Source organism: Pseudomonas oryzihabitans, assembly GCF_014522265.1.
GTDB classification, from domain to species: Bacteria; Pseudomonadota; Gammaproteobacteria; order Pseudomonadales; family Pseudomonadaceae; genus Chryseomonas; species Chryseomonas aestiva.
The window spans coordinates 51,823-76,014 of sequence record NZ_CP017024.1 but is presented as its reverse complement, the minus strand read 5'-3'; the positions used below and the strand labels follow the sequence as shown (position 1 = coordinate 76,014).

The 24,192-nt window shown below is 62.4% G+C and carries 21 protein-coding genes and 1 pseudogene; 9 read left to right on the top strand and 13 right to left on the bottom strand.

Features of this window, described 5'->3' with window-relative positions:
* The first annotated feature begins 194 nt into the window (after nucleotides 1–194).
* Entirely contained in the window at nucleotides 195–1,025 is an 831-nt protein-coding gene (locus BGI51_RS00365; protein WP_187979966.1) for an IclR family transcriptional regulator, read from the top strand.
* On the opposite strand, the gene BGI51_RS00360 is transcribed toward BGI51_RS00365, so the two are convergent.
* Nucleotides 1,022–1,489: an RNA methyltransferase gene (locus BGI51_RS00360; RefSeq protein ID WP_059226744.1), complete on the bottom strand. Its 468-nt coding sequence runs from the start codon at nucleotides 1,487–1,489 to the stop codon at nucleotides 1,022–1,024. The genes BGI51_RS00365 and BGI51_RS00360 overlap by 4 nt on opposite strands.
* A gap of 97 nt (nucleotides 1,490–1,586) precedes the next feature.
* Between BGI51_RS00360 and BGI51_RS00355 the strand changes: the two genes are divergently transcribed.
* Nucleotides 1,587–2,330, top strand: coding sequence for a class I SAM-dependent DNA methyltransferase (locus BGI51_RS00355; protein ID WP_187979965.1), 744 nt, complete (start codon nucleotides 1,587–1,589; stop codon nucleotides 2,328–2,330).
* A 6-nt stretch (nucleotides 2,331–2,336) separates the two neighbouring features.
* Here BGI51_RS00355 and BGI51_RS00350 read toward each other — a convergent pair whose 3' ends face one another.
* On the bottom strand, nucleotides 2,337–3,095 hold the full coding sequence (locus BGI51_RS00350; RefSeq protein WP_187979964.1) for an SDR family NAD(P)-dependent oxidoreductase: 759 nt from the start codon (nucleotides 3,093–3,095) through the stop codon (nucleotides 2,337–2,339).
* A 176-nt stretch (nucleotides 3,096–3,271) separates the two neighbouring features.
* Between BGI51_RS00350 and BGI51_RS00345 the strand changes: the two genes are divergently transcribed.
* Nucleotides 3,272–4,147, top strand: a complete 876-nt coding sequence (locus tag BGI51_RS00345) for a LysR family transcriptional regulator (protein WP_187979963.1) — start codon at nucleotides 3,272–3,274, stop codon at nucleotides 4,145–4,147.
* 93 nt (nucleotides 4,148–4,240) lie between these two features.
* Here BGI51_RS00345 and BGI51_RS00340 read toward each other — a convergent pair whose 3' ends face one another.
* The gene (locus tag BGI51_RS00340; protein ID WP_187979962.1) at nucleotides 4,241–4,771 is read right to left on the bottom strand and encodes an REP-associated tyrosine transposase; all 531 of its coding nucleotides are present in this window, start codon (nucleotides 4,769–4,771) and stop codon (nucleotides 4,241–4,243) included.
* A gap of 359 nt (nucleotides 4,772–5,130) precedes the next feature.
* On the opposite strand from BGI51_RS00340, the gene BGI51_RS23315 reads away from it, so the two are divergent.
* Both BGI51_RS23315 and BGI51_RS23310 read left to right on the top strand, forming a co-directional pair.
* Nucleotides 5,131–5,553 (top strand): IS110 family transposase, encoded by a 423-nt coding sequence (locus tag BGI51_RS23315; protein ID WP_252977179.1) that lies wholly within the window; start codon nucleotides 5,131–5,133, stop codon nucleotides 5,551–5,553.
* Between the two features lie 12 nt (nucleotides 5,554–5,565).
* The gene (locus BGI51_RS23310; RefSeq protein WP_252977178.1) at nucleotides 5,566–6,099 is read left to right on the top strand and encodes a transposase; all 534 of its coding nucleotides are present in this window, start codon (nucleotides 5,566–5,568) and stop codon (nucleotides 6,097–6,099) included.
* Between the two features lie 16 nt (nucleotides 6,100–6,115).
* Here the strand turns inward: BGI51_RS23310 and BGI51_RS00330 are convergent, their stop codons facing one another.
* The 7 genes and pseudogenes from BGI51_RS00330 to BGI51_RS00300 all read right to left on the bottom strand — a co-directional run bounded on the left by BGI51_RS00330 (nucleotide 6,116) and on the right by BGI51_RS00300 (nucleotide 16,615).
* Entirely contained in the window at nucleotides 6,116–6,571 is a 456-nt protein-coding gene (locus BGI51_RS00330; RefSeq protein ID WP_187979961.1) for a GNAT family N-acetyltransferase, read from the bottom strand.
* A 48-nt stretch (nucleotides 6,572–6,619) separates the two neighbouring features.
* Complete coding sequence (locus BGI51_RS00325) at nucleotides 6,620–7,753, bottom strand: GGDEF domain-containing protein (RefSeq protein ID WP_187979960.1); 1,134 nt, start codon at nucleotides 7,751–7,753, stop codon at nucleotides 6,620–6,622.
* A gap of 190 nt (nucleotides 7,754–7,943) precedes the next feature.
* Nucleotides 7,944–8,990, bottom strand: coding sequence for a hypothetical protein (locus BGI51_RS00320; RefSeq protein WP_187979959.1), 1,047 nt, complete (start codon nucleotides 8,988–8,990; stop codon nucleotides 7,944–7,946).
* 321 nt (nucleotides 8,991–9,311) lie between these two features.
* On the bottom strand, nucleotides 9,312–10,832 hold the full coding sequence (locus tag BGI51_RS00315) for an ATP-binding protein (protein ID WP_187979958.1): 1,521 nt from the start codon (nucleotides 10,830–10,832) through the stop codon (nucleotides 9,312–9,314).
* Nucleotides 10,833–10,924: 92 nt separating this feature from the next.
* Nucleotides 10,925–12,175 carry a ribonucleotide-diphosphate reductase subunit beta gene (locus tag BGI51_RS00310; protein WP_187979957.1) on the bottom strand — a complete coding sequence of 417 codons (1,251 nt, stop codon included), beginning with the start codon at nucleotides 12,173–12,175 and terminating at the stop codon, nucleotides 10,925–10,927.
* A gap of 179 nt (nucleotides 12,176–12,354) precedes the next feature.
* A pseudogene (locus tag BGI51_RS00305) lies at nucleotides 12,355–15,269 on the bottom strand (ribonucleoside-diphosphate reductase subunit alpha).
* A 605-nt stretch (nucleotides 15,270–15,874) separates the two neighbouring features.
* Entirely contained in the window at nucleotides 15,875–16,615 is a 741-nt protein-coding gene (locus tag BGI51_RS00300) for a 4'-phosphopantetheinyl transferase family protein (protein ID WP_187979956.1), read from the bottom strand.
* A 374-nt stretch (nucleotides 16,616–16,989) separates the two neighbouring features.
* Between BGI51_RS00300 and BGI51_RS00295 the strand changes: the two genes are divergently transcribed.
* Complete coding sequence (locus BGI51_RS00295; protein ID WP_187979955.1) at nucleotides 16,990–18,339, top strand: dicarboxylate/amino acid:cation symporter; 1,350 nt, start codon at nucleotides 16,990–16,992, stop codon at nucleotides 18,337–18,339.
* Between the two features lie 437 nt (nucleotides 18,340–18,776).
* Here BGI51_RS00295 and BGI51_RS00290 read toward each other — a convergent pair whose 3' ends face one another.
* From BGI51_RS00290 to fabA, 3 genes are all read right to left on the bottom strand, one after another.
* Entirely contained in the window at nucleotides 18,777–19,991 is a 1,215-nt protein-coding gene (locus BGI51_RS00290) for a sugar MFS transporter (RefSeq protein ID WP_133862491.1), read from the bottom strand.
* Between the two features lie 254 nt (nucleotides 19,992–20,245).
* Nucleotides 20,246–21,463, bottom strand: a complete 1,218-nt coding sequence (gene fabB / locus BGI51_RS00285) for a beta-ketoacyl-ACP synthase I (RefSeq protein WP_187979954.1) — start codon at nucleotides 21,461–21,463, stop codon at nucleotides 20,246–20,248.
* A gap of 11 nt (nucleotides 21,464–21,474) precedes the next feature.
* Nucleotides 21,475–21,990 (bottom strand): 3-hydroxyacyl-[acyl-carrier-protein] dehydratase FabA, encoded by a 516-nt coding sequence (gene fabA / locus BGI51_RS00280; protein ID WP_187979953.1) that lies wholly within the window; start codon nucleotides 21,988–21,990, stop codon nucleotides 21,475–21,477.
* 376 nt (nucleotides 21,991–22,366) lie between these two features.
* Between fabA and BGI51_RS00275 the strand changes: the two genes are divergently transcribed.
* The 3 genes from BGI51_RS00275 to sixA are packed head-to-tail and all read left to right on the top strand — an operon-like array spanning nucleotide 22,367 to nucleotide 24,172.
* The gene (locus BGI51_RS00275) at nucleotides 22,367–23,389 is read left to right on the top strand and encodes an NAD(P)H-dependent glycerol-3-phosphate dehydrogenase (RefSeq protein ID WP_187979952.1); all 1,023 of its coding nucleotides are present in this window, start codon (nucleotides 22,367–22,369) and stop codon (nucleotides 23,387–23,389) included.
* Between the two features lie 31 nt (nucleotides 23,390–23,420).
* Nucleotides 23,421–23,720, top strand: a complete 300-nt coding sequence (locus BGI51_RS00270) for a DUF4389 domain-containing protein (RefSeq protein ID WP_437179423.1) — start codon at nucleotides 23,421–23,423, stop codon at nucleotides 23,718–23,720.
* Nucleotides 23,717–24,172 (top strand): phosphohistidine phosphatase SixA, encoded by a 456-nt coding sequence (sixA, locus tag BGI51_RS00265; RefSeq protein ID WP_187979951.1) that lies wholly within the window; start codon nucleotides 23,717–23,719, stop codon nucleotides 24,170–24,172. The genes BGI51_RS00270 and sixA overlap by 4 nt, the downstream gene beginning before the upstream one ends.
* Nucleotides 24,173–24,192 lie beyond the last annotated feature (20 nt).

Below are 24,192 nucleotides of genomic sequence, written 5' to 3'. Positions count from 1 at the left end.
GTTTTGGCAGGGCGAAAGACAGCCTGGATCTGGGACGTTGGCGCTCGCTCGATTGGCGGCGTCCGGTGATTGTGAGTATCGCCCTATGGACCTGAAGGTAAGGGCGACCTAGGATGCGGGACAAGCGGGTTTTTCACTGAATGAACTCTTTTTTTAGATTTATTCACTCAGTGGAATATTTTGGAGCGCGGTAGATGGAAGATTCCAGTGAAAGAAAGACAGCGGCAGGTGAGGTAGGTGTTGGCGCCATCAGCCGGGTGTTCGCCGTGGTGCGCGCCCTGGGTGAGGGTGATCCCGAGGGGGAAAAGGTCACCCGCCTGGCCGAGCGCGTCGGCCTGTCGCAACCCACCACCCACCGGCTGCTGCGTGGCCTGGTGGAAGAGGGCATGGTCGAGCAGTGCGCCCGTAGCAAGAGATACCGCCTGAGCCTGGATTTCTTCGCCCTGGCGGCCCGCGCCGGCCATGTCGGCAACCTGCGCGACCTGGCGCGGCCGAGTCTGCTGCGGCTGTCGGCGTCCCTGGGCGACTCACTGTTCCTGCTGGCGCGCAGCGGCTTCGACGCCATGTGCCTGGATCGCAGCGAGGGGCCCTATCCGATCCGCACCTTCACCGGCGACATCGGCGGTCGCGTGCCGCTGGGCGGCGGCCAGGGCGCCCTGGCGATCCTGGCCTTCCTGCCCGAGGAAGAACGCGACGAGGTGATCCGCTACAACCTGCCGCGGCTGCGCGATGCCCATCATTACGATGAAGTGCTGCTGCGCGCCGAGATCGACAACGTCCGCCAGCAGGGCTATGCCGCGCGCAACACCGGGGTGCTGGCCGGCATGGCGGGCCTCGCCGTGCCCATCCTCGACCGCAATGGCCGGGCGGTGGCGGCGCTGAGCGTGGGCACCCTGAGCGAACGCCTCAACCCCCAGCGCCTGCCCACGGTGATCGAACTGCTCCGCCGCGAAGCCGGGGTGATCGCCGCGCGCATCAACCCCTTCGATCCGGTCTTGCGCCGGCCGACCCAGGGGTTTGGTTAAAACAGCGGACCGGAGCGGGTGTTATTGCCCTTCGCCAGGCGGTCATAGAGCACCACATTGACCGTGGCCGCCAGATTCATGCAGCCCTGGGTGGGGATGTACACCACGTCCTCGCACCAGTCGCGCAGCTCCTGGCTCAGCGAACCGTCCTCCGAGCCGAACAGATAGAGGGCGCGATCGGGATGGGTGTATTCGGGCAGCGGCCGGGCGCCGTCGACCAGCTCAACCGCCACCGGCACGCACCCCAGCGGCAGGATGCGGCGCAGGTCGTCGATGTTGATCAGCGGGATGTCCTGATGGACCTTCTTGGTATCGGTGACGAAGTCCTTGGCGCGGTCGTAGCGGGTGCCGGTATAGAACACCGAGGCCACCCCATAGCAACCCGCCGCCCTCATGATGGACCCGACGTTGGACGGCGACTTGGGGTTGCTCAGGCCGATGCAGGCGTATCTCTTGTTGCTCACGTCAGGGGACTCTCGGGAAAACCGCCAGTATAAGGCGTCGAAGCGTGTAGAAACCGACTAAGATGCGCGCCCGCGTCTCCAGCCCCGAGCCCCTGCGATGTCCGCCACCGCCCTCTACACCGACCTGTCGGCCTACTACGACCTGCTCTGCGCCGACATCGACTACCGGGCCCAGAGCCAGGCGGTGCTGCGCCTGCAGCGACTGTTCGGCAACGGTGGCAGCCGTCATCTCGACCTCGCCTGCGGCACCGGTCCCCATGTGCGGCATTTCCTCGATGCCGGTTTCCAGAGCGGCGGGCTGGACCTCAATCCGCCGATGCTGGCCCAGGCCGCGCTGCGCTGCCCCGAGGCGGACTTCTCCTGCCAGGACATGTGCGCTTTCGAGCTGGACCAGCCGGTCGACCTGATCACCTGCTTTCTCTACTCCCTGCACTACAGCGGCAGCCTTGCCCGGCTCCAGGCGTGCCTGACGCAGGTCCGGGCGGCCCTGACCCCCGGCGGCCTGTTCTGCTTCAACGCCGTCGACAAGCGCCGTATCGACAATGCCTCCAGCGTCGGCCACAGCGTCGAACGGGCCGATGGCCACTTCAGCTTCGCCTCCGCCTGGCACTACCCGGGCGAGGGCGAACACCAGCAACTCCGCCTGCGCATCGAACGCCGCCACGCCGGCGCGCAGCAGACCTGGCAGGACGAGCACCCCATGGTGGCGGTGGACTTCCCCGAATTGCTGGCCCTGCTGGAGCCGCACTTCGAGGTGCAGATGCTGGAGCACGACTACCAGCGCATCGAACCCTGGGCCGGCGAGGCGGGCAATGCGCTGTTTGTCTGCGTCAGGCGCTAGAGGGTGTTAGTGGGCATGGGCATGCATCCCGCCATCCACCGCGATCACATCGCCGGTGAGGTAGCGCGCCAGCGGTGAGGCGAGAAAGGCCACCACCTGGCCCACGTCTTCCGGCTCGCCGAAATAGCCGATGGGAATGTGCCGGGCGATAAAGGCCTGGCGCGCCTCGGGCGTCGGATGCAGCCGCTGCAGGATCTGCTCGGAATTGATCCGCCCCGGGGCGATGGTGTTGACCGTGATGCCCTCGGCCGCCAGCTGACTCGCCAGCCCCTTGGACCAGAACTGGATCGCCGCCTTGGCCGTCCCGGCGCCGTTCACGTCCCGTGGCTCCATGCTGCCGCTGAAATTGACGATGCGTCCCCAACGCCTTTCGCGCATTCCACCCAGCAGCGCCTGGGTCAGGCGGCGGGTCGCGGTGAAGTTGAGATTCCAGGCTTCGTCCCAGGCCACATCGTCCGCCGTCACTGAAAGCGGTCGTGTGCCGCCGGCGTTATTGACCAGGATGTCCACCCGGCCCAGCCCGTCCTCGGCTTCCCGCGCCAGACGCTGGACATCTTCGGCGTCGGTGATATCCGCCACGATCACCAGCGGCCGGGCATGACCCGCCGCGGCAATCTCCTCGGCCAGGTCCTCCAGGGCGTCCCGCCGCCGCGCGGTGATCGCCAGCCGAACGCCTTCGGCCGCCAGGATGCGGGCGATGCCAGTGCCTATGCCCATGCTGGCGCCGGTCACCAGGGCGGTACGGCCGTGCAGTTGCAGATCCATGATCGATTCTCCACTTCAGGGTCGTAGGGTGGAAAACGGCGCAGCCTTTTCCACGCGGTTGGCCGAGCGCAGCGAAGTCCAACACTCCGCCACCTCACCCACACCACTAGCCTCACCCATCACCCAAATGAGATAAACGCCACCTAGGTGTAGGAATTACTTAACAGGAGTGTTGAATGGATCTGCTCGACAGCATGCAGGTGTTCGTTGCCGTGGTGGAGCGCGGCAGTCTGGCCGCTGCGGCTCAGGCCCAGGGCATCTCGCCGACCATGGCCGGCAATCACCTGCGCGGCCTGGAAAGGCGCCTGGGTCTGCAACTGCTGGTGCGCACCACCCGGCGCCAGCGCCTGACCGCCTTTGGCGAGGGCTACTACGCCCGCTGCCGCGAGATCCTCGCCCTGGTCGCCGACACTGACCGCCAGGCCGAAACCCAGCGCTTGGCGCCCGCCGGCACCCTGCGCGTGTCGGCGCCGGTGTCTTTCGGCACCTACGGCCTTACGCCTCGGCTGGGCGACTATCTGGCGCGGCAGCCCCAGGTCACCCTCGATCTGGTGCTGAGTGACCGGGTACAGGATCTGGTGGAGGAGGGCATCGACATCGCCATCCGCATCGGCGAGCTGGCCGATTCCTCCCTGGTGGCGCGCCCCCTGGCGCCCTATGTGATGTGGTGCTGCGCCGCGCCCGGCTATCTCGCCCAACGCGGCACCCCCGAGCGACTGGCCGATCTGGACGCCCACGACTGCCTCGGCATGGACCCTCGCGCATTGAGCCAGTGGCGCGCCCAGACCGGCACCAACTTCGGCCCGCTGCCACCCGGCCGCCTGCACCTCAGCAACGGCCCCGCCCTGCGCCTGGCTGCCTTGCAGGGCCTCGGCATCATCCTGCAGCCGGCCTTCCTGCTGCAGGACGACGTCGCCGCCGGCAATCTGGTCCGCCTCTTCCAAGGCCAGGAACTCACCCGCCCCTTGACCGCGCTCTATCCCCAGACAAGATGGCGGTCGGTGACGGTGAGGAGCTTCGTGGAATTCCTGTTAGCGGAGTTCACCCCGTAGCGTGGAAAACGGCGCCAGCCTTTTCCACTGGCGCCACCAACGCACGACCCAAAACTCCCGCGTGGACAAGCTGCGCGTCGTTCCCCTACGGCGCTATTCCCCCCAGCCTCCTGTCTCTACCGCGAAGTCTGCACCCCAATCCTGCGGATAGAGCCCCTCCCGCACCGCTCGATGGAAACTCGAATAAGGCCAGTCCTTCACTGCGCCAACGTGGCCATGCTTGACCGGATTGAAGTGGATGTATTCCACATGACGCTGGTAATCCTGCTCTTCTCTTATCAGGTGCTCCCAATATCGACGCTGCCATATCCCACGTTCACCCCGGGCCCTTTGCGTCGCCGTACGCACTTCGCCTACCGGCAGCCGCTTGGAGAAACCGAACTTGATCACCTTCCAGCGCAAGGTGAAGTTCGCATCGCCCTCCGGTAGGGTCCAGATGCAATGCAGATGATCGGGGAGGGTGACCCAGGCATTGATATGAAAGGGATGGCGCAACTGCGTTGCCCGCACGGTCTCGCGGAGCAGATCAATATGGCGCGTCAGCAGATCGCTACGCCGATCCGCCAGGACAACGGTGAAAAAATAGGAAGCCCCCGGAACACGGGCACGACGAAATCGAGACATGGCAGCTCTTCCTTGAGCAGAGACAGAAACGATAACTCAACCCGTAGCGTGGAAAACGGCGCAGCCTTTTCCACTGACGCCACCAACGCACGCCCCCAAAGCTCCCGCGTGGACAAGGCTGCGCCGTTGTCCACCCTTGTATCTCGACGACAGCCTCCTCAGGGGGCATAGTCCCCGACTGATCATCGGGGGAGGATGGCAGGCCGTGTCCACCCTTAAGCCTTTGAGCTTGCAACGTAGATAGGCTGCCTCCTCCACACCCATCCCGAGTCCGAACGGTATCTAGAGCCTCCAGAGCTCGTATTGCACAAGGTTGGACGGGATGACGTGATCGTGTCGCATCTGAAGGAGGAGACATCATGGCCGTAATCGGTGTTGATATCGCCAAGCGCAGCTTCGATCTGGCGGTCCTGCAATCCAATGGCAAGCACCGGACCAAGGGCAGGCTGAGCAATGATCCGTCAGGCTTCGCGGTCTTTGCCGACTGGCTGCAACAGCATGCCGAGCCAGGCGCTTGGATCGTGATGGAGGCCACGGGCACCTATCACGAAGCGCTCGCCGAGCATTTCCATGCGCTGGGCTACCGAATCGCCGTGCTCAATCCGGCACAGATCGCTCGCTATGCGCAAAGCCAGTTGCAGCGCAGCAAGACGGACAAACTCGACGCCAAGCTGATCGCCACCTATGGCCAGCGGCATGAAGACAGCCTGCGGGCCTGGCACCCCGAGCCTGTGTCCATCCGCACGCTTCGCGCGCTGACCCGGCGCCTGGAGGATCTCTAATCGCTACGGCAGATGGAACTCAATCGGCTCGAGGTCAGCCCGGAAAAAGTCCAAAACTCGATCCAGGCGGTCGTGCAGCGGCTCGATGAGCAGATCGCCTGGACGCTCGAACAGATCAAACGGCATATCGACGATGACCCGGACCTGAGCGGCAAACGTGATCTGCTGGTGAGCATAGACGGCATCGCCGACAAGACCGCCGCCCTGATCCTGGCGGAGCTCGGCGATATCGGTCGCTTCGCCGATGCCCGCGCCGTGACCGCCTTTGCCGGTTTGAACCCACGCCTACAGGAATCAGGTCTTTACCGCGGCCATACCGGCATCTCGCGCATGGGATCGGTCCGCTTACGAAGTGCGCTATACCTACCCGCCGTCGTGGCGCTGACCTACAACCCGGCTATCAAGGCGCAAGCCGAGCGTCTGAAAACCAGGGGGAAGAAAGGTAAACAAACCGTCTGCGCCGCCATGCGCAAGCTGCTGACCATCGCCTATGGCGTGCTCAAATCAGGCAAGCCTTTCGACCCTGCTTTAGCGATTGCACACTGAGGGGCGAAGACGGTATCTACGCCTTCAGCCGCTTCTCCATGAAGACACTCAACGGATCGTCCCGATACGCTCCAAAAGGACCACGCCGCTGGTAACCCGCCGTTTCATAGAGCCGCAAGGCTTCCGGCTGATAGGGCCCCGTTTCCAGTCGCGCCGACTCACACCCTCGGCCTGCCGCTTCACGCTCCAGCTCCGCCAGTAGGCGACCACCCAGCCCCTGCCCGCGACCCCTGGGGCTCACATACATCCGCTTGATCTCGCCATAGTCGTCCTGCAACACCATGGCCCCACAGCCCAGGGCACTGCCGCTGTCATCCCGGGCGACCAGGAACAGCACGTTCGGCTGCATGAGCGACGTCAGATCCAGGGCATGACGACTCTCGGGCGGATAGAGGTCGTCCTGGTAGGCATCCAGTTCGGCGATCAGGGCGATCACCTCGGGTTGGTCGGGGGATTCGAAGGCGATGGGCATGGCGGCTCCGTTAAGGCAATCGTCCAAGCCTAAGCCATCAGCGCGCCTTCATCCCAGGCTCATTCGCAAGCCATCCCGCCCGCCGCGCTTGGCCTCGTAGAGGGCACTGTCTCCGCGCTCCAGCAAGGCCGCCAGACTTTCCGGCGGTTGATCGAACAGTACGGCGCCGATGCTCAGGGTGACGGGCTCGGGCGTCCGCAGGCGCTGCGCCGCCAGCTGGTTGAAGCGCTGGCGCAGGGTGTCTGCCAAACGCACGACATCCGCATCGGCCGCCTCACCCAGCAACACCACGAATTCATCGCCCCCCAGCCGGGCTGCAAGCGCCTGGCGGGGCAGGGAGGTACGCAGCAGGTCGCTCAGGGCGATCAACAGACCGTCGCCGGCCGCGTGGCCATGGAGGTCGTTCACCAGCTTGAAGTTGTCCAGATCGATCAGCAGCAGGGCACCGGGTCTGGCCGGGGTCGCCTGGCCGAACAGTCGCGGCGCCTCGGCTTCGAGGGCGCGGCGATTATGCAGACCGGTCAGGGGATCGCTGCCGGCCAGGCGCTCGATATGCTGCTCGCGGCGATAACGCACCGTGCCGGTCATCGACAGGGCGATCAGCATCACCGCCATCACCCCCTCTACCAGCGAGATCTGGATGATGACACCGCGATAGACCGCCAGGTCGATCAAGGTGCCGGGGGTGAGCGGTGGGATCATCTTGACTAGATAGAAGAGTCCATGGATCAGCAACACCACGCGCAGCTGCCGTTCTCCCGCGTTGCGCCGCCGCAGCAGCAAACTCGCCCGCACCGCCAGTATGCCGATCATGAGCGACTGCACCACCAGCAGTACCTTGGACCACCAAGGCTCATTGGGCAGCAGCAACATCCCTAGCCAGATCGCAGCGAAGGCCCACCAGCCCAGTCTAAGCCTGCGCGCCGTGAAGCGCGCCACGCCGAGCAGGAAAAGGCCATGCACCAAGATCAGCAGCCCATTGGCGAACCAGATGCCCACCAGCAGCAGCCCCTGGCTACGCAACAGCGCCAGGGTGCTACCCACGCAAATCAGGGCGAAACCCGTGGTCCAGTACAGCAGCGCCGACTCGCGCACCGACCGCCACTCGATGGCCAGATAGCCCGCCGCAGCAGCCGCCAGGGCGATGGTAAGGGTCAGCATGGTGGGGGCATCGAGTGCCATGGGCGAATCGGACCTGTCTGGATACGAGAAGGGCGCTCCCTGCCAGGGGCGAGCACACGCCAAGGCGGAGCCGCACCGCAGTCTTATCGACACGGCAGGCGCGGGCTTGAGGCAGAGGATTGCGCGCCATGATGACGGGCCGATAAAGCTAATTCAAACCTGACCTGAGGCTGGCCAGGCGGACCGTCCGTTACTGGGGTTTCACCAGCGCCCGAATCGCCATGGCCGGCAACCGCGCCGTGCTGCCATCCGCCAGCCGCAGTACGAAGGCCTCGCCCAGCGACCAAACCACCTGCACGTCCTTGAGCACGCACTGGTCATCGGTAGGCAGCACCCTGGCCTGCTCCTTGGCGCAATAGGAGGTATCGAGCACGATCGCCTTGGCCTGGTAGTTACCCAGGCCCAGCGTCCTGACCATGGTCTCGGGGAGGGTGGTGAGCACACCGCTATAGCCGGCCAGAAAGAGGGCGAAGAACAGCGAAAACATCATCGCCGCCTTCCAGCCAGCGATGAACAGCATGGAAGTCATGGTCGTGACGAAGGCGATGATGAAGGGGGCGATGGCCAGAGCGCCCCACTTGAGCAGCGGCTGCCAATCGCTCACCAGCGGATAGGCCTGCGCCAGCATCCAGACAATGAACATGCCGACGACCATTGTCGGCAGGTAAGCCTCCCAGACGAACTTCAGGAAACTGAAGCGGCGCAAGTCGAATAGCCCCTGTACGGCCATGCCCGCCAGCAGCGTGATGGGGATGGGTGCAAGCAAGGCAACGCTGAGGAACAGCTCAGGATCGACTAGGAGAATGGCCGCATCGCTAAACCCCGCCAGCAGATAGGGCACGAAGAACACCAGCGTCATCAACAGCATGATCTTGCGAAAGCGCCCCTCGCCGCGATAGGGCAGGGCGTAGGTGATGTCTTCCTTGATCGCCGCCGTATTGATGAAGCGGTAATAGACCCAGGCACCTGGCAGAAAGAGCGCGGCAACGAAGGCGCCGATGGTCAGGAACCCCAGGCAGGCAGCGGCCAGCAGCAGCGACGAGAACTGGAAGAGATCGAAGCTGGGATAGAAGTGATTACGGGCGAAATAGGCCAGGAACATCCCGAAGCCCAGGGTCGGCGGCAGCCCCTTGGCCAGCAGCGAGGCATGGCGCCGCAGGAAGGTGCCGGAGAACTCAAGGATGAAATCGAAGACGGCATCCGTGTCGGTGGCGGGTTGGTCGGTCCAGCGGGGCATGGGTCGTCCTTGATTCCAATTTCGCAAGGTAATGAAGCGTACGGCCTCTGTAGCTTGGAAAATGGCATGCTTTTCCCATGCAAGAGCTGAGGCTAATGACTAGGTATAAAGTTAGCTAAATATCTAGATTGTTGAGGGTATTTGCACGGTTTTCCCAGTTAGTGCCTGGGAAACTCACTAGCTTTGTAGGTAAAAGAGAATTTCAAATTGGAAGAGTAGTGAGTTTTAGAAGTTGAGATTTTAACTTTTAGTTAAGAGTGTGTCTAATGGAGAGTAGGCTGGTTTTAGGGAGGGGACGGCTTTTGCTATCCCCTGTTATATTTAGCTTTTTATGTAAAGGTCTAGCTGGTTGCTGTAGTCGGAAAGCTTGCTGAGTACGTAATCTGCTATTTTAGATTGGGCATCGTTATTGGTGTGATGAAATTCGATGCAGATTTGTTTGTCAGGTAGTTCAATTAATATGTCGGGCTTGATTCCAGGTATCCAAGGGTGGTCTAGTCCGGTTTTGCAGCTAAACCCCAATCCGGCTAGCCCTTTAGCTACGGCGTCATTAACATATTTGTCATGTCCTCCGCCGTTTGATACCCAGTCAACTAGCTCTGCAAACGGTCTAGTCGCATTTTTCAAAGCTTTTGCAGCAGGGCCGCCTTTTCGTTTTCCTGCGGCAACAGTTTCTCCTTGTAATTGCTTAGCCAAAGGCGAATTAGAAAGTTGCGCTACGGCTTTGTTTTTCTGCTTCCAATGCACTGGGGAGTGAGGTGCTATACGTTTTTTTAAGGTATCGTTTTGGCCAAAAGCTAAAGCTAATGATATTAAGCTGTTGGTTGGTAGATACATGATCCTCGTTTTGACGGATCCTGTTAACATAAGTTGTAACTTTTGTGGCGTCCAAATGCTTTTTCGTTGTGCGCTGGACTGGACGTATTCGTCTAATTTATCTCCAATAGCAGTCCATGCTTCATGTACCCTCTCACCTTTGCGTATAAAATTTCCAACTACTTCCTCAGCTGTAGGATAAGAGAAGATAAACCAAATTTCGTTCGGTTTCGGTATTTTGTTCTCCATTTCCTGAATGTAATTGCTTCTTTCTGACCAGATGGATCTGACCGCTTTTAAGTAGTTTCTAATTGTTCGCTCTCTCTTCGGTCTTGTCTTGGTCTTTTCAAGTAATTCTTCCAAGTCCGCTTGAGTTAGGGAGTAGTCAGAAATATCCTTCCCATTTATTACTGAGATTGTATTCTTAGCGATATCTGGATATGTGTCTAGCAACGGGCCGTCAAAATCTACGTAGGCATTGTCATCAGAGAATATTGTCCCTGATACAGCTTCTGCAAACGAAAGCATCTTTTCAACGTCATGCTTCTCCGTAGATGGCCAAAGTATAAGTAGAGGTGATTTCCTTAATATTCCATTTAGGTCTCTGAAAAAGCCTTTGACGTCCTGCTCTGGATACTCATTTAGCGATTCAAGATAATCTAGGACGACCAGGGTAGGTCCCTGTTCCTTTTCTTTTTTTGCAGTTTCTGCGATTTCTCTTATCTTTTTTACAAGGCTTTCAAATTTGTTGCCTGACATAACCGAGACAGCGTCAACTTCTATAAAGTTGCGAAACTTTATATGTGGTCTCCAAGTTAGAGATTGAATGAAGGTCGATTTTCCAACGCCCGGAGGTGCCAGAAGAAACAGAACTTTTCCAGAATGCTCTATCTCTTGCTTTATTTTTAATATTATTTTTTCGGCTTTTTCTATAGGCTTAACAAATTCCACTAGCCTTTGGTTGATCCCCGCGCTTTGCAGGGCAGATCGGACATCTTCAAATGTATAGGGTAGATTTAGTTTCATTTTTGTCCTATAAGAGGCTCGGTTAAGAGCCTCGATGCTTACACTGCTGTCAAAATCCTTTTAAAACGAAAGCTACTAGGTCAACTTAATAATCAATCCCAGCTCAACGCCCCACCGGTCTGATACTCGATCACGCGGGTCTCGAAGAAGTTCTTCTCCTTCTTGAGGTCCATGATCTCGCTCATCCAGGGGAAGGGATTGGTGGCGCCCGGGTATTCTTCCTTCAGGCCGATCTGGGTCAGGCGGCGGTTGGCGATGAACTTGAGGTAGTCCTCCATCATCGCCGCGTTCATGCCCAGCACGCCGCGGGGCATGGTGTCGCGGGCGTATTCGATCTCCAGTTGGGTGCCCTGGAGGATCATCTGGGTGGCTTCGTCCTTCATCTGGGCATCCCACAGCTGAGGGTTCTCGATCTTGATCTGGTTGATCATGTCGATGCCGAAGTTCAGGTGCATGGACTCGTCACGCAGGATGTACTGGAACTGCTCGGCGGTGCCGGTCATCTTGTTGCGGCGACCCATGGAGAGGATCTGGGTGAAGCCGCAATAGAAGAAGATGCCTTCCAGTACGCAGTAGTAGGCGATCAGGTTCTTGAGGAACTGGCGATCGGTCTCCGGGGTACCGGTCTTGAACTCGGGGTCGGAGATGGAACGAGTGTACTTCAGGCCCCAGCTCGCCTTTTTCGCGACGCTCGGGATCTCGTGGTACATGTTGAAGATCTCGCCTTCATCCATGCCCAGCGATTCGATGCAGTACTGGTAGGCGTGGGTGTGGATCGCCTCTTCGAAGGCCTGGCGCAGGATGTACTGGCGGCACTCGGGGTTGGTGATCAGGCGGTAGACGGCCAGCACCAGGTTGTTGGCGACCAGCGAGTCGGCGGTGGAGAAGAAGCCGAGGTTGCGCTTGACGATGCGACGCTCGTCCTCGGTGAGGCCGTCCGCGCTCTTCCAGGTCGCGATGTCGGCGTTCATGTTCACTTCCTGGGGCATCCAGTGGTTGGCGCAACCATCCAGATACTTCTGCCAGGCCCAGTCGTACTTGAAGGGCACGAGCTGGTTGAGGTCGGCGCGGGCGTTGATCATCTGCTTGTCGCCGACGTGCACGCGCGCGGAGGAGCCTTCCAGGTCGTCCAGGCCTTCCTGGATGTCCAGTTCGTTCAGCGCGGCCTTGGCGCGGGCCACGGCGTCGGAGTCGTCAGCGGATGGGGCACGGGCGTCGTGGACCAGGGCGTCGCCCTCGGAGTCCAGGCGCTCGGTCTGGGCCGGCGCCTGCTGGCCGGCGGCCTGCGCGGGCTTGGCGGTGGCGGTGTCGTCGTCTTTGTCGAATTCTTCCCAGTTCAGCATGGGGTGTCTCCTGGGTGGCTGTGCGGTGGGGGCGGGGCGGCAGGCCCTCACCCTAGCCCTCTCCCGGAGGGAGAGGGGATAAGAGCGGTGCGCGGGTGGGGGATTCGGCCCTCACCCTGGCCCTCTCCCAGGGGAGAGGGGATAAAGAGCAGCCCTCTACTCGGAGAGGGCTTGGGGTGTTACTGGCAGGCTTCGCACTCGGGATCGTCGAGGCTGCAGGCCTTGGGCACCGGAGCCGGTGCCGCGGCGGGCGCCGCTTCGAACTTCTGTGCCGGGGCGGGAGCCGCGCTGGCCTGGACGCCGGTGATGGGGTCGGCGCTCACGGCGTTCAGCTTGCCGGTGTTGATGGTCGACTTCTCGGTGCTGGTGGCAGCCAGGGCACGGAGGTAGTAGGTAGTCTTCAGACCGCGGAACCAGGCCATGCGGTAGGTCACGTCGAGCTTCTTGCCCGAGGCGCCGGCGATGTACAGGTTCAGCGACTGGGCCTGGTCGATCCACTTCTGGCGACGGCTGGCGGCCTCGACGATCCACTTGGTCTCCACTTCGAAGGCCGTGGCGTAGAGGTCCTTCAGATCCTGCGGGATGCGCTCGATCTGCTGCACGGAGCCGTCGTAGTACTTGAGGTCGTTGACCATCACCGAGTCCCACAGGCCGCGCGCCTTGAGGTCGCGTACCAAATAGGGGTTGATGACGGTGAATTCGCCCGAGAGGTTCGACTTCACATAGAGGTTCTGGTAGGTCGGCTCGATCGACTGGGACACGCCGGTGATGTTGGCGATGGTCGCGGTCGGCGCGATGGCCATGATGTTGGAGTTGCGGATGCCCTTCTTGGCACGCTCGCGCAGCGGGGCCCAGTCCAGGGTCTCGGACAGGTCGACCTCGATGTACTTGGCGCCGCGCTCTTCGATCAGACGCTTCTCGGAGTCGATCGGCAGGATGCCCTGGGACCACAGCGAACCCTGGAAGCTGGAGTAGCTGCCACGCTCTTCGGCCAGGTCACAGGAGGCCTGGATGGCGTAGTAGCTGATCACTTCCATGGAGGTGTCGGCGAACTGCACGGCGGCATCCGAGCCGTAGGCGATGTGCTGCAGGTACAGCGCATCCTGGAAGCCCATGATGCCCATGCCGACCGGACGGTGCTTGAGGTTGGAATTCTCCGCCTGGGGCACCGAGTAGTAGTTGATGTCGATGACGTTGTCGAGCATGCGCACGGCGGTCTTGACGGTACGGGCGACCTTGGCCACGTCCAGCTTGCCGTCGACGATGTGGTTCACCAGGTTCACCGAACCCAGGTTGCACACGGCGATCTCGTCCTTGTTGGTGTTCAGGGTGATCTCGGTGCAAAGGTTGGAGCTGTGCACCACGCCCACGTGCTGCTGCGGGCTGCGCAGGTTGCACGGGTCCTTGAAGGTCAGCCACGGGTGGCCGGTCTCGAACAGCATGGACAGCATCTTGCGCCAGAGGTCCTTGGCCTTGATGGTCTTGTGCAGCTTGAGCTTGCCGTACTCGGTCAGGGCTTCGTAGTACTCGTAGCGCTCTTCGAAGGCCTTGCCGTAGAGGTCGTGCAGGTCCGGTACGTCGGCGGGGGAGAACAGGGTCCAGTTGCCGTCCTCGAAGACACGCTTCATGAACAGGTCGGGGATCCAGTTGGCGGTGTTCATGTCGTGGGTACGACGACGGTCGTCACCGGTGTTCTTGCGCAGTTCGAGGAATTCCTCGATGTCCAGGTGCCAGGTTTCCAGGTAGGCGCAGACCGCGCCCTTGCGCTTGCCGCCCTGGTTGACCGCCACGGCGGTGTCGTTGACCACCTTGAGGAAGGGCACGACGCCCTGGCTCTTGCCGTTGGTGCCCTTGATGTAGGAGCCCAGGGCGCGTACCGGGGTCCAGTCGTTGCCCAGGCCGCCGGCGAACTTCGACAGCATGGCGTTATCGTGGATGGCGCCATAGATGCCGGACAGGTCGTCGGGCACGGTGGTCAGGTAGCAGCTGGACAGCTGCGGACGCAGGGTGCCGGCGTTGAACAGGGTCGGGGTGGACGCCATGTAGTCGAAGCTGGCCAGCAGGTTGTAGAACTCGATGGCGCGGGCTTCTTTATCTTTCTCCATGTGCGCCAGGCCCATGGCCACGCGCATGAAGAACAGCTGCGGCAGCTCGAAGCGGGTGCCGTGGCTGTGCAGGAAGTAGCGGTCGTACAGGGTCTGCAGACCCAGGTAGGTGAACTGCTGGTCGCGCTCGTGATCGATGGCGGCGCCCAGGCGCTCCAGGTCGAAGCTGGCCAGTTTCGGGTCCAGCAGCTCCAGCTCCACGCCCTTGGCGACGTAGGCGGGCAGGGCCTTGGCGTACAGCTCGGCCATCTCGTGGTGGGTGGCGGACTCGGCGACGCCGAGGAAGCTCAGGCCTTCGGCGCGCAGGCTGTCCAGCAGCAGGCGGGCAGTGACGTAGGAGTAGTTGGGCTCACGCTCGACCAGGGTACGGGAGGTCATCACCAGGGCGGTATTGACGTCCTTCTCGGCCACGCCGTCGTACAGGTTCTTCAGGGTTTCCTTCTGGATCAGCTCGCCGTTCACCTCTTCGAGGCCTTCGCAGGCTTCGCTGATGATGGTGTTCAGGCGGCCCATGTCCAGCGGCTGGGTGGTGCCGTCGGCCTTGGTGACGCGGATGCTCGGGTGCGGCTCGGCAATGTCGCTGACGGCGCCCTGCTTGCGCTCCTGGCTGCGGGCTTCACGGTAGATCACGTAGCTGCGGGCGACCTTCTGCTCACCGGCGCGCATCAGGGCCAGTTCGACCTGGTCCTGGATTTCCTCGATGTGGATGGTGCCACCGGAGGGCATGCGGCGCTTGAAGGTGCTGCTGACCTGGTCGGTGAGCTGCTTGACGGTGGTGTGGATGCGCGAGGAGGCCGCGGCGTTACCGCCTTCCACGGCGAGGAAAGCCTTGCTGATGGCCACGGTGATCTTGTCGTCGGTATAGGGGACGACGGTACCGTTGCGCTTGATGACGCGCAGTTGACCGGGGCGGTGGCGCCCAGGTCCTGGCTGTCATCTTGCGCCGGGCGGCCCTGCTGGGCTTGCTCGCGGGTCAGGTCGGTGTGCATGCGGAACTCCCTTGATCGGAAAGAGGGGATCGTCGGCGAGCCGGCGATCCGGAAAAGTGTTGGTCTGGGCCTGCGCGACGACTGCTGATCGCGTCCTTACCCCTGAAGATTCCAACGAAAAGCCGTATTGCCGCCGATTCCCGAGGGAATCGACGTTCGGGGTCAGGGACCCTGGAAATTCATCATTCGGGCAACAGGATAAGCCCTCCTCGCTAGGGAAGACAGTCTTGACAGAGGGGTGTTTCGCCGTCCCGGGTCATACCGACGAACTGCTATATATGGTGGTGCAGGGGTGCAAGGGCCACTAGATGTCGCGTTTGTCACGATTCCGGCTGTGGATAAGGCGTGGATAAGCTGTTTGGGACTGGGGGGTATCCTGGGGGTGGTACCTGGCCAGCGCGCGTGAAGGCTGGGCTCAGAGCGCAGTGGTCAAATAACGTACAACACGACGGGTGTGGTGAGACGTAAGCGGCAAGGGATATACCGGTTCGCTATGAGCACCTTCTCCACCATAAGAAAACGTTCGATGCTCGCTGCGACGTTCTGCCTCGGCCGGCGTCCGTGCGCCTGATCGACCAGCGCAGGCTTCCTCTATATAGCGTCACTCAGTGACGAGGCGCGACCAGCGTCAACAGCCGATCTTCTTCGTCCAGGCGGAAGTGACCGCGCAACGCGGTTCCGGCGGACCAGCGCGGCGACAGCTCGATCAGCAGCCGGAGATCGAAGCTGCCGCCGGGATCCATGGCGAGGATCTCGGCGTCCTGGAAGAAGAACATCTGCCCGACCTGGGGATGCAGCGCCTTGAACAGACTCTCTTTGGCGGAAAAGGCCAGGGTGATGGCAAAGGCCTGCTGCCTTTCGTCCAGCGACTGCAGGCGTTCCCGTTCGGCCGGGGTGAGGATCTGCTCGGCCAGGCGCAGGGCCTTGTCAGGTTCGAGCAGGGTTTCCACGTCCAGGCCAAGGCCCAGGTAGTCCCCTGCCTTGCCCACCACGGCGGCCGCCCAGCCATGGCTGTGGGTAATGGCACCGACCCAGCCGGAAGGCCAGGCGGGCCCACGGTCCGTAGTGCGATGGCCGGGGACGACGGCGGTGCCGCTCAACTGGCGCAGGGCCTCGCGGGCGCAGAGACGACCGGCCAGGTATTCGGCCTGGCGCTTGGCCACGGCGCGACGGATGTTGTCCGGCGGCAGGGCGCCGAGGCGCAGGGCGTCGCGCTCGAAGCTCACTTGGGCGGGATCGAAGCGGCAGTGCCGCAGGGCCAGGGCGTCGAGCTCGACAGCCAGGGGTGGCAGCGGCTCGGGCGGCGTGCAGCAGCCGGGCAGGTCGGAAGCGGGCAGGGCAGGCATCTCAGCCGACCACTCGGGGAAGACAGCAACGGATCACGACGGGCTCCGATGAAAAGGCGCGCAAAGAATAGTCGACTACCGACTCCGGCTGGCGGAAAACCGCCTCGGCCCTGGGGGATTTCCGCCGGTTTCCGTCGGATGGCGGGGTTCCGCCCGCCGCTGGCAACTAGACTTTCGACTGAAAGGTGCATGAAAGCTGGCCCTTTGATTGCGCACCAAGAAGTGGAACGGCGATTGCTTATATCTCGCCAGATGCTGGTGTCACCGTCGCACGGCCACCGGATCCACAACAAAAAGCTCTCAGGATGAGAGAGCCACTTTCAGCAGTGCCCACTCAGACAGGACGTCAGGCAGTGGCCACAAGGGATCGAGCCATGACAGCAACCGTCGACACAACAACAACTACCACAGCTCCCGCGCCCAAGGTGCCCGTCAAGCAGCCGCTCTACAAGAGTCTCTACTTCCAGGTGATCCTGGCGATCGTCCTGGGCATCTTGCTCGGCCACTTCTATCCCCAGACCGGCGCTGCCATGAAGCCCCTGGGTGACGGTTTCATCAAGCTGATCAAGATGGTCATCGCACCCATCATCTTCTGCACCGTGGTGACCGGTATCGCCGGCATGCAGAACATGAAGGCCGTGGGCAAGACCGGCGGCATGGCGCTGCTGTACTTCGAGATCTTCTCCACCATCGCGCTGCTGATCGGTCTGATCGTGGTCAACATCGTCCAGCCGGGCGCCGGCATGAACGTCGACGTCAGCACCCTGGACACCAAGGGCATCGCGGCCTATGCCGCTGCCGCGGAAAAGCAGACCACCATCGATTTCCTGCTGAACATCATCCCCTCGACGGTCGTCAACGCCTTCGCTACCGGTGAGATCCTGCAGGTCCTGTTCTTCGCCGTGCTGTTCGGCTACGCCCTGCATCGCCTGGGCGAGACCGGTCAACTGGTGTTCAACTTCATCGACCGCATCTCCCACGTCTTCTTCAACATCATCAACGTCATCATGAAGCTCGCCCCCATCGGCGCCTTCGGTGCCATGGCGTTCACCATCGGCAAATACGGCGTCGGCACCCTGGTGCAGCTGGGCTACCTGATGGCCTGCTTCTACATCACCTGCCTGCTGTTCGTGCTGCTGGTGCTGGGCGCCGTAGCGCGCATGCACGGCTTCAGCATCCTCAAGTTCATCAAGTACATCCGTGAAGAACTGCTGATCGTGCTGGGTACCTCGTCCTCCGAGTCCGCCCTGCCGCGCATGCTGACCAAGATGCAGAAGCTGGGCGCCGAGAAGTCGGTGGTTGGCCTGGTGATCCCCACCGGCTACTCCTTCAACCTCGACGGTACCGCCATCTACCTGACCATGGCTGCGGTGTTCATCGCCCAGGCCACCAATACCCAGATGGACATCACCCACCAGATCACCCTGCTGCTGGTGCTGCTGATCTCCTCCAAGGGCGCTGCGGGCGTCACCGGTAGCGGCTTCATCGTGCTGGCCGCCACCCTGTCCGCCGTCGGTCACGTACCGGTCGCCGGCCTGGCGCTGATCCTGGGTATCGACCGCTTCATGTCCGAAGCCCGCGCCCTGACCAACCTGGTCGGCAACGGCGTGGCCTCCATCGTGGTCGCCAAGTGGTGCGGCCAGCTGGACGAGCAGACCTTGAAGACCGAGCTCGCTCGCGGCCCGAACGCCGTCGAAGTCGAGGAAGCCCGCCAGACTGCCTGAGCCTGACGCAAGGCCGTTCCTGGAGCGGTCCTGCGGTAACTGCCAAACGCCCGTATCGAAAGATACGGGCGTTTTCTTTTGTGCAGGATTCAGTGGGGGGGGGGCGGCGGTGGCGTGCCTGGCTGAGAGTGCCGAGCGGTCAGTCGACGGGGCTCAGGGTGACGGCCAGGGTGTCAGGGCGGCAGCTCCGTCACGAGCGGAGCGGCAGCCGGGCTGGGCGAAGGGCAGCAGCGCGTCCTGGGCGGGTCTTGCGAGCGCCCTCTTGCCGAGGGTTTGGTAGGGGCTGAGGGAATGACCCACGAGCTTCGGGCCGGCGCGTACGACCCGCCAGGCAGCCTGGTCGCAGCCGGGTTGTCGAGGCAGAGGGATAGGGGGTAGGAACGGGTAGCGGCAGGAGGGGCGAAGCGCTGGCAGGCCGCCAGCGCTTCGGGGGAGGATCAGCGACGCAGGGTGGGGCGATAGCCCATCACGCCGTAGAACAGGATGTAGAGGTAGCAGACCAGCGGGATCAGGAAGGAGGGCAGCAGGCCGATGGTGTCAGCGAAGTAGCCCTGGATGGCCGGCACCAGCGCGCCACCCACGATACCCATGCACAGCAGGCCCGAACCCTTGGAGGTGAACTTGCCCAGGCCCTTGAGTGCCAGGGAGAAGATCGTCGGGAACATGATGGAGTTGAAGAAACCGATGGCCAGCAGGGACCACATGGCGACCTTGCCACCCTGCAGCACGGCGATGGCCAGCAGTACGCCAATGGCGATGGCGTTGAAGGTCAGCACCAGATTCGGCCGTACCTTGGTCATGATCACGCCGCCGATGAAGCGACCGATCATGGCGCCACCCCAGTACAACGACAGGTACTTGGCGGCGGTGGCGGCGTTCAGGCCGGCTACGTCCGGGCTTTCCATCAGGCTCACCAGGTAGCTGCCGATGGAGACTTCCGCACCCACGTACATGAAGATGCCGACCACGCCGAGCAGCAGGTGGCGATAGGCCCAGACGCTGCTGGCGGTCAGGGCGTTCTCGTCAGTGGTGTTGTCCTGTTCGGTGTCCTTGATCTGCGGCAGGCGGAAGAGGCCGATGATCACCGCCAGAGCCACCAGCATGCCGGCCAGGATCAGGTAGGGCAGCTGCACCGAGTGGGCGGCGGAGTCTTCACCGACCAGCGCCAGGATGGTCACCGCGCCCACCAGAGGGCCGACGGTGGTACCCAGGGAGTTGAAGGCCTGGGTCAGGTTGAGGCGCGAGGCCGCGGTTTCCGGCTTGCCGAGGATGGTGACATAGGGATTCGCTGCCACCTGCAGCACGGTGATACCGGCCGCCAGCACGAACAGGGCGGTCAGGAAGAAGCCGTAGGACTGGGCTCCGGCCGCCGGGTAGAACAGCACGCAACCGACGCCGGCGGTGAGCAGGCCAACGATGATGCCCTTCTTGTAGCCCAGGCTTTCCACCAGGCGACCTGCCGGGAAGGACACGATGAAGTAGGCGGTGAAGAAGCAGAACTGGATCAGCGAGGCCTGCAGATAGCTGAGGGTGAAGACCGCCTTGAGGTGGGGAATGAGAATGTCGTTCAGCGAGGTGATCAGACCCCACATGAAGAACAGCATGGTGAGGACGATCAAGGGTCCGCGGTAGCTCTGGTTTTGATTGTGCATTGGGGCTCCATGGGTACTACAGTTTCTTGTTTCTGTCCGGCATGTCCGGACAGCGCTGTCTAGGGCGGCTGCGCAGACACAGCGAAGCGGCGCGAGATTAAGCTATTCACGCTGCTGAATCCATTCTTCCTGGAGGTTCGCAGGCGAAGTGCCGGCGCCTTCGACCGCGGGGCCTGTGACCGGTTCAGCCGGGCAGGAGCCGGAAATGAAAAACGGCGCCAGAGGCGCCGTTTGGGTCACACAAGCGAGGGCTGTCAGCCCTGCCAGCGCTTCAGGACCAGGGTGGCGTTGGTGCCGCCGAAGCCGAAGCTGTTGCTCATGATGAGGTCCAGCTTGGCGTCTTCCTTGGTCTCGCGCAGGATCGGCAGGTCGGCGACCTCCGGATCCAGTTCGTCGATGTTGGCCGAGCCGGCGATGAAGCTGCCCTCCATCATCAGCATGCAGTAGATGGCCTCGTGCACACCGGCCGCGCCCAGGGAGTGGCCGGACAGGCTCTTGGTCGAGCTGATGGCCGGAGCCTTGTCGCCGAACACAGCGCGCACGCCCTTTATCTCTGCCACGTCGCCCACCGGGGTGGAGGTGCCGTGGGTGTTCAGGTAGTCGATCTCGCCATCGACGGTGGACAGCGCCTGCTGCATGCAGCGGATAGCGCCTTCGCCACTCGGGGCGACCATGTCGTAGCCATCGGAGGTCGCGCCGTAGCCGACGATCTCTGCGTAGATCTTGGCGCCACGGGCCAGGGCGTGTTCGAGTTCCTCGACCACCACCATGCCGCCGCCGCCGGCGATGACGAAACCGTCACGCTTGCTGTCGTAGGCACGGGAAGCCTTTTCCGGCGTCTCGTTGTAGTCGCTGGAGAGCGCGCCCATGGCATCGAACAGCATGCTCTGGGTCCAGTGCTCTTCCTCGCCGCCGCCGGCAAAGACGACGTCCTGCTTGCCGAGCTGGATCTGCTCCATGGCCAGGCCGATGCAGTGGGCGCTGGTGGCGCAGGCCGAGGCTACGGAGTAGTTCAGGCCCTTGATCTTGAAGGGAGTGGCCAGGCAGGCGGAAACCGTGCTGCTCATGGTCCGGGTCACGCGGTAGGGACCGACGCGCTTGACGCCCTTCTCGCGCAGGATGTCCAGGGCTTCCATCTGGTTGAAGGTGGAAGCGCCACCGGAGCCGGCGATCAGGCCGGTACGGGGGTTGGAAACCTGGTCTTCGGCCAGGCCGGAGTCCTTGATCGCCTGCTCCATCGCCAGATAGGCGTAGGCAGCGGCATCGCCGACGAAGCGCTTGACCTTGCGGTCGATCAATTCTTCGAGGTTCAGGTCGATGGAACCGGAAACCTGACTGCGCAGACCCATCTCGGCATATTCCGGATTGTGACGGATGCCGGCACGGCCTGCGCGCAGGTTGGCGGAAACGGTGTCTTTATCATTGCCCAGGCACGAAACGATACCCAGACCGGTAATGACGACGCGACGCATGCGAAAAGCCCTTAGAAGCTATCGGTGGAAGTGAACAGGCCAACGCGCAGACCTTCGGCGGAGTAGATCTCGCGGCCGTCCACGCTTACGGTGCCATCGGCGATGGCGAGAATCAGCGACCTGTTGATGGTGCGTTTGATATGGATATTGTAGGTGACCTTCTTGGCGGTCGGCAGTACCTGGCCGAAGAACTTCACTTCGCCAGAGCCCAGGGCGCGACCGCGACCCGGATTGCCCTGCCAGCCAAGGTAGAAACCGACCAGCTGCCACATGGCATCCAGGCCCAGGCAGCCCGGCATCACCGGATCGCCTTCGAAATGGCAGCCGAAGAACCAGAGGTCGGGACGGATATCGAGTTCCGCCACCAGTTCGCCCTTGCCGTATTTCCCGCCTACCTCACTGATATGCACGATCCGATCGATCATCAGCATGTTCGGTGCGGGCAATTGGGCATTGCCCGCACCGAAGAGCTCGCCACGGCTGCAGCGCAGCAAGTCTTCGTAGGTAAAGGCGTGTTGTTTGGTCATGCAAGCTCCTGTAGCTGGCCTAGGTCCAGGCTCTGGCGACTCCAATGGTCGCTCTGGGTATGGCTTCGTGTAGCAGTAGACTGCCGGGGCATGGGGAAAGTCACAGGCCAGCGCCCCGCTCGTTAACGGACCATTGTGCACTTTCCGCAGTCAATTCTCCATCCTGTGAGCCTGTTCAGGATCACGCGAGCTAGAGCCAAACAAGGCGAAAAGGCCTGAGGAAGCGGAGTTTACGAGTGGTAAATGAGCATTCCGAAGGGCTTTTCAACGCCGTTTGTCCGACGCGCAGCAGATCATGAACAGGCTCTGAGCCGCGCGAGCGGCTGCCGTATACTGGCGACGAGGCCGCGCGATCGCGGTGAAGCCGAGAGTTTCGATGACAGTCCAATCCCCCATCGCCGTCCTGGGCGGCGGCAGTTTCGGTACCGCCCTGGCCAATCTGGTCGCCGAGAACGGGCTGCCGGTGCGCCTGTGGATGCGTGATCCGCAGCAGGCCGAGACCATCCGTCGCGAACGCGAGAATCCGCGCTATCTGAAGGGCATCAAGGTGCACGCCGCGGTGGAGGCCACCAGCGACCTGCAGGGTGCCATCCAGGGCTGCGAGCTGATCCTGGTGGCGCTGCCGTCCAGCGCGCTGCGCCAGGCGCTGGCGCCCATCGCCCAGCAACTGGAAGGGCGTTTTCTGGTCAGCACCACCAAGGGCATCGAGGCGCATTCCTTCATGCTGATGAGCGAGATCCTCGCGGAAATTGTGCCGCGGGCGCGCATCGGCATCATCTCCGGGCCCAACCTGGCTCGCGAGATCGCCGAGCACCAGCTCACCGCCACGGTGGTGGCCAGCGAAGACGAAGAGGTCTGCCGACGGGTCCAGGCGGCGCTGCACGGTCGCACCTTCCGCGTCTATGCCAGCGCCGACCGCCTCGGCGTGGAGTTGGCCGGTGCCCTGAAGAACGTCTACGCCATCATCGCCGGCATGGCCGCGGCCCTGGCGATGGGCGAGAACACCCGCAGCATGCTGATCACCCGGGCCCTGGCCGAGATGACCCGCTTCGCCGTGCAGCGTGGCGCCAATCCCATCACCTACCTGGGCCTGGCCGGGGTGGGGGACCTGATCGTGACCTGCTCGTCGGAGAAGAGCCGCAACTACCGGGTGGGCCATGCCCTCGGTCGGGGACAGACCCTGGCCGAGGCGGTGGCGCAGATCGGCGAGACCGCCGAGGGCGTCAACACCCTGCGCGTGCTCAAGGAAAAAGCGGATGAGCTGGGCGTCTACATGCCCCTGGTCAACGGCCTCTATGCGATCCTGTTCGAGGGTCGCAGCCTGGGCCAGGTGATTGAGGCCCTGATGGGCGGCGAACCCAAGACCGATGTCGATGTGGCGGACGCCCCTTTTACTTGAGCCGCTACACTGTCTGAAAAGAGGAATTCCCATGTCTCAACCCGAGCATTCCCGCGAGCTGCTGGGCCTGCGCCTGATCTGGATGCTGCTGTTCCTGTTCGTCTGGCTGGGTGCGCAGTACGTGCTGGCGGTGGTGGTACTGGTGCAACTGGTGGTGCGCCTGATCAAGGGCGAGGCCCATCCCGGGCTGATCGCCTTCGGCGCCGCCCTGGGCACCTATCTGGCGCAGATCGTCCGCTTCGGCACCTTCGCCAGCGAAGTGAAGCCCTGGCCCTTCGCCGACTGGCCGGCCACCGCGCAACCCGACGACCGCTCCGCCACCGCGCCATGAGGCTCTGGCTGCTGCGCCATGGCGAAGCCGAAGCGCGAGCGCCGAGCGACGAGGTGCGCGAGCTCACCGCGGCCGGTCGCGCCGAGGTGTTGCGCAGCGCCTTGCAGCTCAAGGATGCGGAGCTGCAGCTCATCCTCGCCAGTCCCTATGTCAGGGCGCAGCAGACGGCGGCCCTGGTCCGGCAACAACTGGGCTGGTCGGGCGAGGTGCGCAACGTCTCCTGGGCCACGCCCGACGGCGCGCCGGAACATGCCCTGCAGGAACTGGCGCTGCTGGAGGTGGAGGAGCTGTTGCTGGTCACCCACAACCCCTTCGTCGGTGAACTGGCCGGCTGGTTGCTGCACGGTCATCGGCAGGCGCCGGTGGCCCTGGGCACCGCCTCCCTGCTGTGCCTGGAAGCGCCACTGCCCCTGGCCGGCGGTTTCGATCTGGTCAGTCGCTTCCACGGCTGACGCCCTTGCAAGGAAAGTAC

Bases quoted from the DNA above. Each gene is read 5' to 3' on its own strand.
- BGI51_RS23310 (WP_252977178.1), top strand. From the start codon at position 5,566: ATGGAACTCAATCGGCTCGAGGTCAGCCCGGAAAAAGTCCAAAACTCG.
- BGI51_RS00355 (WP_187979965.1), top strand. From the start codon at position 1,587: ATGTCCGCCACCGCCCTCTACACCGACCTGTCGGCCTACTACGACCTG.
- fabB (WP_187979954.1), bottom strand. From the start codon at position 21,463: ATGCGTCGCGTCGTCATTACCGGTCTGGGTATCGTTTCGTGCCTGGGC.
- BGI51_RS00315 (WP_187979958.1), bottom strand. From the start codon at position 10,832: ATGAAACTAAATCTACCCTATACATTTGAAGATGTCCGATCTGCCCTG.
- BGI51_RS00350 (WP_187979964.1), bottom strand. From the start codon at position 3,095: ATGGATCTGCAACTGCACGGCCGTACCGCCCTGGTGACCGGCGCCAGC.
- BGI51_RS00300 (WP_187979956.1), bottom strand. From the start codon at position 16,615: ATGCCTGCCCTGCCCGCTTCCGACCTGCCCGGCTGCTGCACGCCGCCC.
- BGI51_RS23315 (WP_252977179.1), top strand. From the start codon at position 5,131: ATGGCCGTAATCGGTGTTGATATCGCCAAGCGCAGCTTCGATCTGGCG.
- BGI51_RS00325 (WP_187979960.1), bottom strand. From the start codon at position 7,753: ATGGCACTCGATGCCCCCACCATGCTGACCCTTACCATCGCCCTGGCG.
- BGI51_RS00270 (WP_437179423.1), top strand. From the start codon at position 23,421: ATGTCTCAACCCGAGCATTCCCGCGAGCTGCTGGGCCTGCGCCTGATC.
- BGI51_RS00365 (WP_187979966.1), top strand. From the start codon at position 195: ATGGAAGATTCCAGTGAAAGAAAGACAGCGGCAGGTGAGGTAGGTGTT.
- BGI51_RS00330 (WP_187979961.1), bottom strand. From the start codon at position 6,571: ATGCCCATCGCCTTCGAATCCCCCGACCAACCCGAGGTGATCGCCCTG.
- fabA (WP_187979953.1), bottom strand. From the start codon at position 21,990: ATGACCAAACAACACGCCTTTACCTACGAAGACTTGCTGCGCTGCAGC.
- BGI51_RS00275 (WP_187979952.1), top strand. From the start codon at position 22,367: ATGACAGTCCAATCCCCCATCGCCGTCCTGGGCGGCGGCAGTTTCGGT.
- BGI51_RS00345 (WP_187979963.1), top strand. From the start codon at position 3,272: ATGGATCTGCTCGACAGCATGCAGGTGTTCGTTGCCGTGGTGGAGCGC.
- sixA (WP_187979951.1), top strand. From the start codon at position 23,717: ATGAGGCTCTGGCTGCTGCGCCATGGCGAAGCCGAAGCGCGAGCGCCG.
- BGI51_RS00340 (WP_187979962.1), bottom strand. From the start codon at position 4,771: ATGTCTCGATTTCGTCGTGCCCGTGTTCCGGGGGCTTCCTATTTTTTC.
- BGI51_RS00290 (WP_133862491.1), bottom strand. From the start codon at position 19,991: ATGCACAATCAAAACCAGAGCTACCGCGGACCCTTGATCGTCCTCACC.
- BGI51_RS00310 (WP_187979957.1), bottom strand. From the start codon at position 12,175: ATGCTGAACTGGGAAGAATTCGACAAAGACGACGACACCGCCACCGCC.
- BGI51_RS00320 (WP_187979959.1), bottom strand. From the start codon at position 8,990: ATGCCCCGCTGGACCGACCAACCCGCCACCGACACGGATGCCGTCTTC.
- BGI51_RS00295 (WP_187979955.1), top strand. From the start codon at position 16,990: ATGACAGCAACCGTCGACACAACAACAACTACCACAGCTCCCGCGCCC.